Annotated in this window: 15 protein-coding genes; 10 read left to right on the top strand and 5 right to left on the bottom strand. The window is 49.9% G+C overall.

The window, feature by feature from the left end; translation table 11 throughout:
• Position 1: 1 nt before the first annotated feature.
• The 5 genes from J1C60_RS02145 to csrD all read right to left on the bottom strand — a co-directional run bounded on the left by J1C60_RS02145 (position 2) and on the right by csrD (position 5,514).
• Complete coding sequence (locus tag J1C60_RS02145) at positions 2–583, bottom strand: Maf family protein (protein ID WP_128178648.1); 582 nt, start codon at positions 581–583, stop codon at positions 2–4.
• Between the two features lie 8 nt (positions 584–591).
• The gene (mreD, locus tag J1C60_RS02140) at positions 592–1,080 is read right to left on the bottom strand and encodes a rod shape-determining protein MreD (RefSeq protein ID WP_128178649.1); all 489 of its coding nucleotides are present in this window, start codon (positions 1,078–1,080) and stop codon (positions 592–594) included.
• Complete coding sequence (gene mreC, locus J1C60_RS02135) at positions 1,077–2,141, bottom strand: rod shape-determining protein MreC (protein WP_128178650.1); 1,065 nt, start codon at positions 2,139–2,141, stop codon at positions 1,077–1,079. The genes mreD and mreC overlap by 4 nt, the downstream gene beginning before the upstream one ends.
• A gap of 63 nt (positions 2,142–2,204) precedes the next feature.
• On the bottom strand, positions 2,205–3,248 hold the full coding sequence (gene mreB / locus J1C60_RS02130; protein ID WP_003855260.1) for a rod shape-determining protein MreB: 1,044 nt from the start codon (positions 3,246–3,248) through the stop codon (positions 2,205–2,207).
• A gap of 316 nt (positions 3,249–3,564) precedes the next feature.
• Entirely contained in the window at positions 3,565–5,514 is a 1,950-nt protein-coding gene (csrD, locus tag J1C60_RS02125) for an RNase E specificity factor CsrD (RefSeq protein WP_128178651.1), read from the bottom strand.
• Positions 5,515–5,735: 221 nt separating this feature from the next.
• Between csrD and acuI the strand changes: the two genes are divergently transcribed.
• The 10 genes from acuI (at position 5,736) to J1C60_RS02075 (ending at position 14,523) form a co-directional block, all read left to right on the top strand.
• Positions 5,736–6,713, top strand: coding sequence for an acrylyl-CoA reductase (NADPH) (gene acuI, locus J1C60_RS02120; RefSeq protein WP_128178652.1), 978 nt, complete (start codon positions 5,736–5,738; stop codon positions 6,711–6,713).
• A gap of 119 nt (positions 6,714–6,832) precedes the next feature.
• Positions 6,833–7,837 carry a protein-methionine-sulfoxide reductase catalytic subunit MsrP gene (gene msrP / locus J1C60_RS02115; protein WP_128178653.1) on the top strand — a complete coding sequence of 335 codons (1,005 nt, stop codon included), beginning with the start codon at positions 6,833–6,835 and terminating at the stop codon, positions 7,835–7,837.
• Positions 7,838–8,440, top strand: coding sequence for a protein-methionine-sulfoxide reductase heme-binding subunit MsrQ (gene msrQ, locus J1C60_RS02110; RefSeq protein ID WP_128178654.1), 603 nt, complete (start codon positions 7,838–7,840; stop codon positions 8,438–8,440).
• 234 nt (positions 8,441–8,674) lie between these two features.
• The gene (aroQ, locus tag J1C60_RS02105; protein ID WP_128178655.1) at positions 8,675–9,127 is read left to right on the top strand and encodes a type II 3-dehydroquinate dehydratase; all 453 of its coding nucleotides are present in this window, start codon (positions 8,675–8,677) and stop codon (positions 9,125–9,127) included.
• Between the two features lie 21 nt (positions 9,128–9,148).
• A complete protein-coding gene (gene accB / locus J1C60_RS02100; protein ID WP_128178656.1) occupies positions 9,149–9,616 on the top strand; it encodes an acetyl-CoA carboxylase biotin carboxyl carrier protein in 468 nt (155 codons plus the stop codon).
• Between the two features lie 11 nt (positions 9,617–9,627).
• Positions 9,628–10,977 carry an acetyl-CoA carboxylase biotin carboxylase subunit gene (accC, locus tag J1C60_RS02095; RefSeq protein ID WP_128178657.1) on the top strand — a complete coding sequence of 450 codons (1,350 nt, stop codon included), beginning with the start codon at positions 9,628–9,630 and terminating at the stop codon, positions 10,975–10,977.
• Positions 10,978–11,046: 69 nt separating this feature from the next.
• Positions 11,047–11,289, top strand: a complete 243-nt coding sequence (locus tag J1C60_RS02090) for a YhdT family protein (protein ID WP_128178658.1) — start codon at positions 11,047–11,049, stop codon at positions 11,287–11,289.
• Complete coding sequence (gene panF / locus J1C60_RS02085) at positions 11,273–12,718, top strand: sodium/pantothenate symporter (RefSeq protein WP_220485595.1); 1,446 nt, start codon at positions 11,273–11,275, stop codon at positions 12,716–12,718. The genes J1C60_RS02090 and panF overlap by 17 nt, the downstream gene beginning before the upstream one ends.
• A 24-nt stretch (positions 12,719–12,742) precedes the next feature.
• The gene (gene prmA, locus J1C60_RS02080) at positions 12,743–13,624 is read left to right on the top strand and encodes a 50S ribosomal protein L11 methyltransferase (protein ID WP_128178660.1); all 882 of its coding nucleotides are present in this window, start codon (positions 12,743–12,745) and stop codon (positions 13,622–13,624) included.
• Between the two features lie 134 nt (positions 13,625–13,758).
• Complete coding sequence (locus J1C60_RS02075; RefSeq protein ID WP_128178661.1) at positions 13,759–14,523, top strand: carbonic anhydrase; 765 nt, start codon at positions 13,759–13,761, stop codon at positions 14,521–14,523.
• Positions 14,524–14,671 lie beyond the last annotated feature (148 nt).

Here is a 14,671-nt window from a genome sequence, read left to right as displayed (position 1 = left end):
ATTATCCTCTCACTCTACGCAATGATTGGAAGTGGTGGAACAACTCTTCAGTTTCCACCAAAGGCAATCCGACAACCGCATGGTAACTGCCATTAATTTTTCGTACAAAGAGCCCGCCAATCCCCTGAATACCATATGCCCCGGCTTTATCCATTGGCTCACCGCTGGCGATATAGTCAACAATATCTTCTGCCGATAACAAACGGAAAGTGACATCAGTGATAACCAGGCAATCAATAATTTGTTCACGATCCGCCAGAGCGACGGCCGTCATCACCTGATGCGTTTCACCGGAAAGTTTTGCCAGCATCAGTTGCGCGTGCTGTTCGTCTTTTGGTTTTTCCAGCACCTCACCATTTAGCACGACTATCGTATCCGCACCCAGCACGGGTAAATCCTGCGCTGCTACCGCTACACCAGCCAGGGCCTTTTCACGCGCCAGGCGCAGCACATAGTGCTCGGCATCTTCTTCATGACGTCGCTGTTCTTCAACGTCCGTTTTCAAACGTTCAAAGCGCAGACCAAGCAGCGTCAACAGTTCACGTCGACGCGGTGAGCCGGAGGCAAGATAGAGGGATAGCATAATTGTCCTTATTGAACAGCAAACTGGCGGCGAATTTTTCTCATTAATAAGAATAGCCAGGGCCACAGAATACCGTCGATTACGCTGCTCCAGAAAATTTCGGGTCGAAATGAGACATTGATCACTAAAAATTCCGCCCAAAAAACAACGACATCCATGGCTAGCGACAGAACCATAACCATTAACGCCTGCTGCCACAAAGCTAAGTTGCGGAAAAGCTGAAACTTAAAAGCCACAAGATAAGCAACGATACTCAATGCCAGGGCCCGCACCCCCAAAGTAGAACCGGAGATGAGATCCATGATAGCGCCCATTAAAAACCCACTTCCCACATTGACCCGATGCGGTAACGCCAGCACCCAATAGATTAAAATCAGCAATAACCAGGAAGGACGATACATATAGAACTGATCGGGCCATGGCATAATTTGCAGGATAAGTGCCACTAAAAAAGAGAGCCAGATTACCCAGCGACCATGGCTACGATAGCTGCTCAAGGCTGGCCTCCCGGTGTTGGCACTTGGGGCGCAGCAGTATTATCAGCGGGAGCGGGAATAGCGCCACCCGACGTCAAAGGTGAGGGGCTGGCTGGTAAGGCGCTTCCCTCCTGAGTCGCAGGCGCAGGCGCAGGCGGCCCCATCGAGTCTGCCGGAGGTAATACCTGCGGCATCATTTGCATCAACCTTTCATTCGCTACACGGTGTACTTCATTCGGTGCCATCGGCATATCGCCGTTACGATCTGCGCCCCATAGTAGCAACAGATAACGCAAACGCTGCAGGCCCGCAGTAGGACGTGCCTGAATCACAGTATAGGCACGTTGGGTATCGACTTTCACCGATGAAACGACGCCAACCGGATAACCTTCAGGGAAGCGCCCACCTAATCCTGACGTGACCAATACATCACCCACACGGATATCAGTATTACCCGGTAAGTGTTCCAGTTGCAGATCTTCAGTACAACCGTTACCGGCAGCAATTACGCGGATATCATTACGTAATACCTGAATAGGTAACGCATGAGAGGCGTCACAAATAAGCAGCACACGGCTGGTTATCTTGCCGACGGCAACAACCTGCCCGACAACGCCTTTATCACTGATTACCGGCTGGCCTTCGTAAACGCCATTGGCGCTGCCTTTATCAATGACAACCTGGTCAGTATACGGGTCGGTCCCGGCGGAAATAACCTGGGTGACCATCTTCTGCTCGTCCTGCCGAAGTGGTGAACCAAGCAATTCACGTAGCCGTGCGTTTTCCTGCCTAAGTTGTCCCAGCATCAGCAATTCGCTATTTTTCAGAAAAAGTTCGCGCCCCAGGGCTTTGTTTTCAAGCTCAAGCTGCTGACGGGAAGCTAACGTTTCAGAAACGCTGTCCAGAATTTGGCGTGGGCCATTGGCCAGAAAATAGAATGGGCTAACCGCCGTGTCCATGTAGGTACGAACTTGGGTGAAGGCACCCATCCGGCTGTCAGCAATAATCGCACCAATAGCGATGATAACCGCCAAAAACAGGCGAAACTGCAGGGAAGGTCCCCTGCTAAAAATCGGCTTCATAAACTCTGAGTATTCCTCGACAACAAGCCAGAGAGCAACGGATGCACCTCTGGCTCTGGCAGGTTATTCTTCGCTGAACAAATCGCCGCCATGCATGTCGATCATTTCCAACGCCTTGCCACCACCGCGTGCGACACAGGTCAGCGGGTCCTCAGCGACAACAACCGGGATACCGGTTTCTTCCATTAGCAGGCGATCCAGGTTACGCAGCAGTGCGCCGCCCCCGGTGAGCACCATTCCACGCTCAGAAATATCAGACGCCAGCTCCGGCGGGCATTGTTCCAGTGCGACCATAACTGCGCTGACAATACCCGTTAAAGGTTCCTGCAGCGCTTCAAGAATTTCATTGGAGTTAAGGGTAAAACCACGAGGAACGCCTTCAGCCAGGTTACGTCCACGCACTTCGATCTCGCGGACTTCATCGCCAGGATAAGCCGAACCGATTTCATGCTTAATCCGTTCTGCGGTAGCTTCACCGATCAGCGAACCGTAATTACGGCGCACATAGTTAATAATCGCTTCATCAAAACGATCGCCGCCAATGCGTACGGAAGAGGAATAGACAACGCCATTCAGCGAGATCACCGCGACCTCCGTCGTGCCCCCACCGATATCCACAACCATGGATCCCGTGGCCTCAGAAACCGGCAAGCCCGCGCCGATTGCGGCAGCCATCGGCTCTTCAATCAGGAAGACTTCACGCGCACCAGCACCTTGTGCAGATTCACGAATTGCACGGCGTTCTACCTGTGTTGCGCCAACCGGTACGCACACCAGTACACGAGGGCTGGGACGCATAAAACTGTTGCTGTGAACCTGTTTGATAAAATGCTGTAGCATTTTTTCGGTCACGAAAAAGTCAGCAATAACGCCATCTTTCATCGGACGGATTGCGGCGATATTACCCGGCGTACGGCCAAGCATTTGTTTTGCGTCATGACCGACCGCCGCTACGCTTTTAGGGGAACCGGCACGATCCTGGCGAATAGCAACGACAGAAGGTTCGTTCAGTACGATACCCTGCCCTTTCACATAAATCAGGGTATTGGCGGTACCCAGGTCAATGGACAAGTCGTTGGAAAACATGCCACGAAATTTTTTAAACATACTAAAGGATAATCCTGCAAGCTGGGGCGGAAAATAAAATCCGCTTACTTTACCAACCACTCGAAGCTGCCACAAGGCGCAAAAACGTTCTACTCCGGTGAAAAGTCACACAATCTCTCATGTGGAACGAAACCGCAAAAACGGTCTTGCAACATATCACCGCCAATACAGCTTAAGGCCCGAGAAAAAGTCGTGGGTAAACGGACATAACATACATAAAATTTAACATTTTTACTGGTATCATCGGTTCACCGACGAAGCCGCCTCGAACCACAACCGCGCGGCTATTCTACGTGAAATCACCCTTTACGGCAGGCTAAACTCGATATCTTTGCGAATATTTTTTTACGTTGCTGTTAACCGGTTGAGAGGCAGCGAAAAAGTCGCCCTGCCCCCCCGTCACGCCTAAGTCCGATAACGTCTGCCATTCCGCTCGTGAGCGGACGCCTGTAGCAAAAATACGCGTCTCTGTTGCTTTACAAACCTCAATCAGACTTTGTACAAAGAGCTGATTTTCCGTGCGTTTTTCGATATTGCGTGCCAATCCCGGATGAAGCTTAATCAGTTCAACCTTGAACTGTTTAATATAAGCCGTACTCACCATGGTTAAACCTGCCTGATTAATCACAACGCGACAGCCAAATCCAAAAAGCAAACGGAACACCGGCTGCAATCGATTGATGTGTTGACACACATCCGCTTCCGCAAGTTCAAATAAAAAACGTTTTCTTTGTAATTTAGTGCATTGCAACAACATATCACGCAGCCATCGCTGGAAAGGTCGTTGTAATAAAGAGTCGATAGTAATCTGCATCGCCAGCGTCTCTTCCGGCCAGGCTTTGACTAGAAATAGTGTCCGCATGATCATCTGGCGATCGTAGGCTTCTGCCATGCCCATTTGTTGCACCAGCGGCATATACTCGGCGGCGGCCAGTTCTTTTTCACCGTCAAAAATCCGTGATATCAGTTCACGATGATGAACGTTGCCTTTCTGCAGCACAGCGGGCTTCTGATATAGCCGTGGGCCGCCACGATTGAGTGTATGTTCAAGTAACGTACGCCATTTGACGCTTCCCCGCCCGGCGTAGTGAGTACTTCCCTCACTCACAGACCAGTTATTGCCGCCAGGCAATGCGGCCTGCCGCGTTGCAGATTCCACATTATCCATTACCTGCTGGGTTGTTTGCCCGCTACGCCAGCCACTCACGCCGATATGAATCATATCTTCGCGATTCAGCATGCTGGTTGGCGGTAACGAATCAACGGCTTTAATCAGTTGCATCGCAATACTATCCGCATCTTTTAGTGTGCGATGCGGTAATAGCACCGCAAAATCACTGCGGAAATAGCGGGCCAGCAACGCGCCTTGATAACGCATCACAAATGTCGACAGCATATTGACCAGATCGAACAAATAGTCCTGAACCGCCTGATATCCCCAGCGCTCACGTAGCATGTCAAAGTCAGGTAAGCGGATCATCATCACCACGCCATGCGTCCCCACATCCTCAGGATCATCCAGTAATGTCGCCAGCTGGTTATCAAAAAACATCCGGTTGTGAAGGCCTGTTTTAGCATCCTGAGCGGCAAAAGCCCGGATAAGCTTATCCACACGCGTGCGCTGCTCCCCCGCTTCCTGCAGATCGTTTAATAGCAGATCGAGAGCCGCGCTAGCCAGTGGCGGCCATTCATGCACCGAGCCATATCCGACTCCAACGCGTTCGCCCATCACAATTTTTTGGGCTCGGGCCTCAAGATTTTCCATACCTTTAAGCTGCCGGTATAACCATCGATGAGATGTCAGTAAAATCAGCGACATAATGATAGTGACGATGACAACCGCCGTCACTGTGGAAGCACCAATATATGAACTAAACCAAGTATTTGCCGGATCAAGCCAGAGGATTCGCACAACCATCGTGGGATGATGTATTAATTGCTTCTCTGACTGATGAAAACGGTTCGGTGTGTCATCAATCAGAGCGTGTTGGTGGCGTGAGAGTGTGAGTATCGTTTGCTCACCGTCAAGGATCTCAATGTTCTCGATATTTAACGGCATCATCATTCTTTGAAGCCAGGGCGTGATCTCCTCTGGCGTCTGACTCATTAATGCACTGTCGATTTCGGTGGAAATCGTTTCGACCCGATGCTCAAGCCGTTGATAGCTAAGATAGTAAAAACTCAGTGCACAGCCGACAAGCATTAGCACCATCGCCAGTGCACTCAGCAAGGTTATAAACGCAGATAGTTTGTTAGTTAATCGCATCCCTGTGCCTTTTAACTGCGGTTATAAGAAACGTCATTAAACAGTGAACGTGAATGACAGTGAAGAAGCCCCGACAGTAAGCATACCCAACGACGCAAACGGAGAAAATAACATAACCGGATGGGGTTTTGTTTGCCTTCGGACATAAACAGACTCTTTTGGCGAGTATAGTCTTTAGAGAATACCTTTACGTATCATGGGAAATATTTCAGGGGAGTCTTATGCAAGCATTATTTCTTGAACAGATTGAAGGGACAATGAGCGCGACGGTAAAAGACGTCTCAGCTGATGCATTACCCGCAGGGAACGTGTCCATTGATGTGGACTGGTCGGGAATCAATTACAAAGATGCACTGGCGATTACCGGTAAAGGAAAAATTATTCGGACCTTTCCGATGATCCCCGGGATCGATTTTTCCGGCACCGTACATAAAAGTGAAGATCCGCGTTTTCATACAGGTCAATCCGTTTTACTTACCGGTTGGGGCGTAGGGGAAACCCACTGGGGAGGGTTAGCAGAACAGGCACGCGTTAATGCTGAATGGCTGGTCCCGTTGCCCGAAGGATTAACGGCACGCAATGCGATGATCATCGGAACTGCCGGTTTTACCGCCATGCTGTGTGTAATGGCGCTTGAAGAAGGTGGTATTACCCCTGAAAACGGTGAAATTTTGGTCACCGGCGCCAGCGGTGGCGTGGGCAGTACAGCTATTGCGCTGCTAAATGCGCTGGGCTATCGCGTTGTCGCGGTCAGTGGGCGCAACCATACTCATGACTATTTATATCAGCTCGGTGCCAGTGAAATTCTTCCCCGCAGCGATTTCTCCGGTGATAGCCGCCCACTTGAAAAACAACGCTGGGCTGGTGTAATCGATACGGCAGGCGGTGTGTTGCTCGCCAATGTACTGCCGCAGATGCATTATAACGGTGTGGTTGCTGCCTGTGGGCTGGCTGGGGGCTTTGCGTTGTCTACTACCGTCATGCCGTTTATTTTACGTAATGTACGCCTGCAGGGAATTGATTCGGTCATGGTGCCCGCCGTTCGGCGGACGGAAGTCTGGAAGCGTTTGGTTAAAACACTCCCAACCTCTTTCTACCAACAGGCAACTACCGAAATTCCACTGGCGCAAGCCGCAGACTTCGCGGCTAAACTGCTTAATAATGATATAACAGGGCGTGTCCTGGTAAGGATTCGATAGACGAAGCCCGGGCGCAAAGCAACGCGCCCAGGAAATTTCATATTTTTCACTAAAAGCTCGCCAGATGACGCGTGATTAACCATGCTGGATAACGTCTATTCTCTTTTGAGGGTCTTCTGATGAAGCCTGTGAATAAATTGACCGACGCTGACGTCACACCTGAAGGCTTTTTCAATCAGCGGCGGCGCGATATTCTTAAAACGTTAGGTATCACCACGGCGGCAATGGCGCTCCCCACTGCGGCGCATGCCGATCTCCTCTCCTGGTTTAAAGGGAATGACCGACCGCCTGCCCCGGCAGGTAAACCACTCGATTTTACTCGTCCTGAAGAATGGCAGTCCTCACTTCCTTTGACGCCGGAAGATAAAGTGTCGGGCTACAATAACTATTATGAATTTGGGCTTGATAAAGCCGACCCCGCAGCCAACGCCAGCAGCCTTAATACTACCGACTGGAAAGTGCGTATTGATGGTGAAGTAGCGAAACCACTTACCCTGGATATGGACGATATCTTTAAGCGATTTCCGCTTGAAGAGCGTATCTATCGTATGCGTTGCGTAGAGGCCTGGTCGATGGTCATTCCCTGGGTAGGTTTTGAACTGGGTAAATTATTAAAAGCGGCTGAACCCACCAGCAATGCACGCTTTGTCGCTTTTGAAACTGTCTACGCGCCTGATGAAATGCCTGGACAGAAAGATCGCTTTATTGGCGGAGGGTTAAAATACCCTTATGTTGAAGGGCTGAGGTTGGACGAAGCAATGAATCCGCTGACACTGCTGAGTACCGGCGTATATGGAAAAGCACTTCCGCCGCAAAATGGCGCGCCTATCCGCCTGACGGTGCCATGGAAATATGGCTTCAAGGGGATTAAATCGATTGTACATATCAAGCTAACGCGTGACCGCCCCCCCACCACCTGGAACCTTGCCGGTCCTGATGAGTATGGCTTTTATGCCAATGTAAATCCGCATGTCGATCATCCACGCTGGTCACAGGCAACCGAGCGTTTCATTGGTTCTGGCGGGATCCTCGATGTACAACGTCAACCAACATTGTTATTTAACGGCTATGCCGAACAGGTTGCTTCGCTCTATCGTGGGCTTGATTTACGGGAGAACTATTGAGTGCGCCTGACATTAAAGCAGATTACAGGCCTGAAAGTGCTGCTACATCTGGCAGCATTTTTACCGTTACTCTGGCTAATCCTGTCCATTGATCAGAACTGGCTCAGCGCCGATCCGGCAAAGGATATACAACATTACACCGGCAGAATGGCGTTGAAACTATTACTGGCAACCTTAGTGGTCACGCCGCTGGCACGTTATGGCAAACAACCATTATTGATTCGGACACGCCGCCTGTTGGGATTATGGTGCTTTGCCTGGGCAACGTTGCATCTGATCAGTTATTCCGTGCTTGAATTAGGTATTAACAATTTAGGATTACTGGGAACAGAGCTGTTCTCGCGGCCCTATTTAACGCTGGGTATCATTAGTTGGGGTATTTTATTCGCATTAGCCGTTACTTCATTCCAGCAAGCACAGCGCAAACTCGGTCGTCGCTGGCAAACGCTGCACAATTTTATTTACATTGTGGCTATTCTCGCACCTATTCACTATCTGTGGTCAGTGAAAATCCTGTCACCGCAGCCGATTCTCTATGCACTGATTGCGGCCATATTGCTGGTGTGGCGCTATAAAAAATTCCGTAAATGGCTCTCACGCTAATGCGCTAATGTGTGTTCCAGCACACAGATTCTGAGGTCAACAGCCCCCCGCCATGACTCGCAGTTGATAATCTTCGCTGATAAGATCAGTATTCAGCTGCTAATTGCAACGAAATCGTTATAATGCCCGCCCCTGATGGCAAAGAAAGTCCATTTTTCTCTCTGAAAGGTGACAAATGGATTTTCACAAGGTATTTTACGCGTTGCTTCAATTATTGCAGGAGATAGCAGCAAGATGGCAGTTAACTCTCACATTCTGCTTTTGAACGGCCCTAACCTTAACTTACTCGGCACGCGTGAGCCGGAGAAGTACGGTAAGACAACTTTAGCAGAAATTGTCTACGATTTAACATCGCAGGCTAATGCGCTAAATGTGAAGTTAAGTCATCTTCAGTCGAATGCTGAACATGTATTAATTGATCGCATTCATGAGGCAAAAGGCAACGTCGATTATATCGTCATTAACCCGGCGGCATTCACACATACCAGCGTAGCACTACGTGACGCACTGCTGGCGGTGAACATTCCGTTTATTGAAGTGCACCTCTCTAATGTGCATGCCCGCGAGCCTTTTCGCCATCATTCGTATCTTTCTGATATTTCTGCCGGCGTGATCTGTGGACTTGGCGTCGACGGTTATTCCTGGGCTTTACAGACGGCAGTAAAACGCCTGTCAAATTCTAATTAAACAGAGTACGGAACCACACTCATGGATATTCGTAAGATTAAAAAACTGATCGAACTGGTTGAAGAATCAGGTATCGCTGAACTGGAAATCTCTGAAGGTGAGGAGTCAGTTCGCATCAGCCGTTCCCCGGCCAGTATGGGTTACCCAATGATGCAGCAGGCTTACGCGCTTCCTCCGCAGCAGCCTGCATTGGCAACCGCGGTTGCGCCAGCAACGACTCCCGTAATGGAAGCCCCTGCTAGCGCGGAGATCAGTGGTCATATCGTACGTTCCCCAATGGTCGGTACTTTCTATCGTACCCCAAGCCCGGATGCCAAAGCGTTCGTTGAAGTGGGCCAGAAGGTATCCGCAGGCGATACCCTGTGCATCGTTGAAGCAATGAAAATGATGAACCAGATTGAAGCAGACAAATCCGGTGTTGTGAAAGCGATCCTGGTCGAAAGCGGTCAACCCGTTGAATTTGACGAGCCGCTGGTCGTCATCGAATAACGAGGCCCACCATGCTGGATAAAATTGTAATTGCTAACCGTGGTGAGATTGCGCTGCGCATTCTGCGTGCCTGTAAAGAACTGGGCATCAAGACTGTTGCGGTTCACTCAAGCGCGGACCGCGATCTGAAACATGTACTGCTGGCAGATGAAACCGTCTGTATTGGTCCTCCACCATCAGTGAAAAGTTATTTGAACATTCCTGCGTTAATCTCTGCGGCTGAAATCACCGGTGCCGTTGCGATTCACCCGGGCTACGGCTTCTTGTCCGAGAACGCTGATTTTGCCGAGCAGGTTGAACGCTCTGGCTTTATCTTTATCGGCCCGAAAGCCGATACTATCCGCTTGATGGGCGATAAAGTTTCCGCTATCAATGCGATGAAAAAAGCAGGTGTTCCATGCGTCCCGGGCTCCGATGGCCCGCTTGGCGATGATATGGATAAAAACCGCGCTTTTGGTAAGCGCATCGGTTATCCGGTTATTATCAAAGCATCCGGTGGCGGTGGCGGTCGTGGTATGCGCGTTGTGCGCCACGAGAAAGACCTTGAACAGTCCATCAACATGACGCGGGCGGAAGCGAAAGCAGCTTTCAATAACGACATGGTTTACATGGAAAAGTATCTGGAAAATCCTCGCCATATTGAGATCCAGGTACTGGCTGATGGCCAGGGCAACGCGATCTACCTTGCCGAACGCGACTGCTCAATGCAGCGTCGACATCAGAAAGTCGTTGAAGAAGCGCCAGCGCCGGGCATTACCAGCGAAATGCGCCGCTATATCGGTGAACGCTGTTCGAAAGCCTGTATTGAAATAGGTTATCGCGGTGCGGGTACCTTTGAGTTCCTGTATGAAAACGGTGAATTCTACTTTATTGAGATGAACACCCGTATTCAGGTTGAACATCCCGTTACTGAGATGATCACCGGCGTTGATCTGATCAAAGAGCAGCTGCGCATCGCTGCCGGTCAGCCGCTATCGATCAGACAAGAAGATGTGGTGATCAAAGGCCACGCAGTGGAATGCCGTATCAACGCCGAAGATCCGAATACTTTCCTGCCGAGTCCGGGTAAAATTACCCGCTTCCATGCGCCTGGTGGTTTTGGTGTGCGTTGGGAATCTCATATTTACGCGGGTTATACCGTTCCCCCGTACTATGATTCGATGATTGGTAAGCTGATCACCTACGGTGAAAACCGTGATGTGGCTATCGCTCGCATGAAAAACGCGCTGGCGGAGTTGATCATCGACGGCATTAAGACCAACGTCGAGCTGCAGATGAAAATCATGTCCGACGAAAACTTCCAGCAGGGTGGAACCAATATCCACTATCTGGAGAAAAAACTCGGCCTTCAGGAAACCTGATTGTCCGCTGAGTTTTATAAAGGCCGGTTTACCGGCCTTTTTCTTTGCTGCAAAAGTAGAGGTTGATTTATGGATGCACGCTTTTTGCAGGCACATAAAGAGGCACGCTGGTCGGTTGTTCTTGCTGTCGCTTATCTTTCCGCCTGGGCATTAAGCGCCTGGCTTGGAGGAGATGAGATCGGCGTTACCGGGCTACCACGCTGGTTTGAGCTATCTTGCCTGATAATCCCCTTACTGTTTATTTTTCTCTGCTGGTTGATGGTTCGCGTTGCTTTCCGCGATATTCCACTGGAGGATGATCGTGGACGCTGAAGTTATTTTCCCCCTGCTGGGTTATTTGCTACTGGTTGCAGGCCTGTCTATTTATGCCATGCGTAAACGTCGTGAAGGCAACTTCCTGAATGAATATTTTCTCGGTAGCCGATCCATGGGCGGATTCGTATTAGCGATGACGCTCACGGCCACCTATATCAGCGCCAGTTCATTTATCGGCGGCCCGGGTGCGGCGTATAAATATGGACTCGGCTGGGTATTACTGGCGATGGTTCAAGTACCTGCAGTTTGGCTCTCTTTGGGCGTTCTCGGCAAAAAATTTGCTATTCTCGCCCGCCGTTATAATGCTGTGACGCTTAACGATATGCTTTATGCCCGCTACGGCAGCACGCTGCTGGTATGGCTGGCCAGCCTGAGCCTGCTTATCGCTTTTATTGGCGCAATGACGGTACAGTTTATCGGTGGTGCGCGTCTGCTGGAGACGGCTGCTGGGATTCCCTACAATACCGGCCTGCTGATTTTCGGGCTGACTATCGCGCTCTATACCGCGTTTGGTGGATTCCGGGCCAGCGTACTGAATGATGCGATGCAGGGACTGGTGATGCTGCTTGGAACCTTCCTGCTGCTCTTTGCTGTGATTCATGCTGCCGGTGGAATGCATGCCGCAATTAACAAATTGCAGGCGATTGATCCACGCCTTGTCTCTCCACAAGGTGTGGATAACATGATCAATCCCACCTTTCTTGCATCGTTCTCGGTGTTGGTATGCTTTGGCGTTATCGGCTTGCCCCATACGGCGGTACGCTGCATCTCTTATAAAGACAGTAAGGCCGTACATCAGGGGATTATTATTGGCACCATCGTGGTGGCAGTATTGATGTTTGGTATGCATCTCGCGGGCGCACTTGGCCGGGCAATCATTCCCGATCTTAAGATCCCCGACCAGGTTATCCCAACGCTGATGATGAAAGTTCTGCCGCCATTTGCCGCCGGACTCTTTCTTGCCGCGCCAATGGCCGCAATCATGTCAACCATCAATGCGCAGCTGCTGCAATCATCCGCAACGATTGTGAAAGATCTCTATCTTCGTCTACGGCCGCAGCAAATGGAAAATGAAGCGCGGTTAAAACAGATGTCCGGCACTATCACGTTAGTGCTTGGATTATTATTATTGCTGGCCGCATGGAATCCACCAGATATGATTATCTGGCTCAACCTGCTGGCATTTGGCGGCCTTGAGGCGGTGTTTCTGTGGCCGCTCGTACTGGGCCTCTACTGGGAAAAGGCCAACGCTGCTGGCGCATTGAGCGGTATGAGCTGCGGTGCAGTGATTTATACATTGCTAGCCAGTTTTGGCATACAACCGTTGGGTTTTCATCCGATAGTCCCGGCCCTGCTGCTTAGCCTGATCGCTTTTTTTATCGGTAATCTTTTTGGTCGCCCGGTTAACCCGGCGGCCACGCATTAACTTTTTTGAACAAAGAGACTCGCTATGCCCTGGATACAAATTAAGATCAACACAACCGGCGCCCATGCCGAAGAACTTGGCGATGCGCTGATTGAACAGGGAGCCGTATCTGTGACTTTTCAGGATACGCATGATACTCCAGTGTTTGAGCCGCTCCCTGGTGAAACACGTCTGTGGGGCGATACGGATGTGATTGGCCTTTTTGATGCGGCAACCGAGATGAACGAGGTCGTCGCCGGTTTGCAATTTCACCCGCTGCTAAATAAAGGTTTTCATCACAAAATAGAGCAGATTGAAGATAAAGACTGGGAACGCGAATGGATGGAAAATTTTCACCCTATGCGTTTTGGCGAGCGCCTGTGGATTTGCCCTAGCTGGCGTGATGTCCCTGATCCAACAGCCGTTAATGTTATGCTTGATCCTGGTTTGGCTTTTGGTACCGGTACACACCCAACGACAGCGCTTTGTTTAGCCTGGCTTGACGGACTGGATCTACAGGGAAAAACCCTCATTGATTTTGGCTGTGGCTCAGGGATCCTGGCGATCGCTGCGCTCAAGCTGGGTGCCGCACAAGCTATTGGCATTGATATCGATCCCCAGGCAATTCTGGCCAGCAGGGACAATGCTGAACGCAATGGTGTCAGCGATCGTCTGGCTCTCTACTTGCCCCATCAGCAGCCGGAAAATCTGAGTGCCGATGTCGTTGTCGCCAATATCCTTGCGGGCCCGCTCAGAGAGCTTTCGCCACAGATAAGTGTACTACCTAAACCCGGTGGTCATTTGGGGCTTTCTGGTGTTCTTTCAAGCCAGGCGGCAGGCGTATGCGAGGCCTACGCCGATAAATTCACACTCGATCTCGTGGCTGAAAAAGAGGAGTGGTGCCGCATTACCGGTATTAAAAACTAGAGACTCGTCTTGTTTCACCCGGTTCAGGGCAACAACAATATACCCGAGTAACACCTTTAGTTATGCTTTATACCGCAGCATGAGAATTGTTCAAGCTGCGGTATAAACTTTAATAAATCAAGGATGTTACAGGGATGATAAAAAAACTTATTTGTACTTTAACTCTTTTCTTGGCGGGTACACCCGCACTCCAGGCATCACCTTCCACCCCTTCGCTTTCCCCCGCGGCTACCGTATGGTCCTATGAAGGGAAAGGTTCTCCAGAACACTGGAGCGAGCTGAGTGATGAATTTCAGACCTGCAAAAAAGGCCATTTTCAATCACCAATCGATATAAATCACGTCATTAAAGGCAATTTACCTCCGCTCGATATGGTATTCCATACACAGAGCGAGTCTATCGTGAACAATGGTCATACGATCCAGGTGATGGTAAAAGACGGTGAGGACTTTTTACTGGATGGTCAGCAGTTTACGCTTCAGCAGTTCCATTTTCATACGCCGAGTGAAAACCTTATTAATGGGAAATCTTTCCCATTAGAAGCACATTTTGTCCATTCTAATCCACAGGGGGAAGTTGCTGTTGTCGCCGTGATGTTTGAAGAGGGTGAGGTTAATCCTCAGTTGGAAACCATTCTGCAAAAACTGCCAAAAGCGCAGAACAAAGTGGAACCACTCGAGGCCGTAATTGATCTTGGCGCCTTCTTCCCACAGGATAAACATTATTACCGATTCAGTGGCTCACTGACCACCCCCCCCTGCACCGAGGGTCTACGCTGGCTGGTAATTAAACAGCCGGAAACCATTTCTAAAGCGCAAATTACCGCTTTTCAACAGGCGTTGAAACATGCTAACAATCGCCCTTTGCAACCCTTACACGGACGCATGATTGTTGAATAAATGAGCACAGCACAAGCTCTGCTTTTTTAAGCATTTTTTGGCTAAAAATTAGCCTGATAATCCGACATAAATCGCGCTATTCATGTCAGATAGCGTGATTTATGTTGTTTTATCGGCCACAAAAAAAGAAAAATCTTTGCTCGCAATT

The sequence above is a fragment of the [Pantoea] beijingensis genome (assembly GCF_022647505.1).
Taxonomy (GTDB): domain Bacteria; phylum Pseudomonadota; class Gammaproteobacteria; order Enterobacterales; family Enterobacteriaceae; genus Erwinia; species Erwinia beijingensis.
Note: the sequence above shows the minus strand (reverse complement) of the source record. Positions and strands in the feature narration are given on the sequence as shown.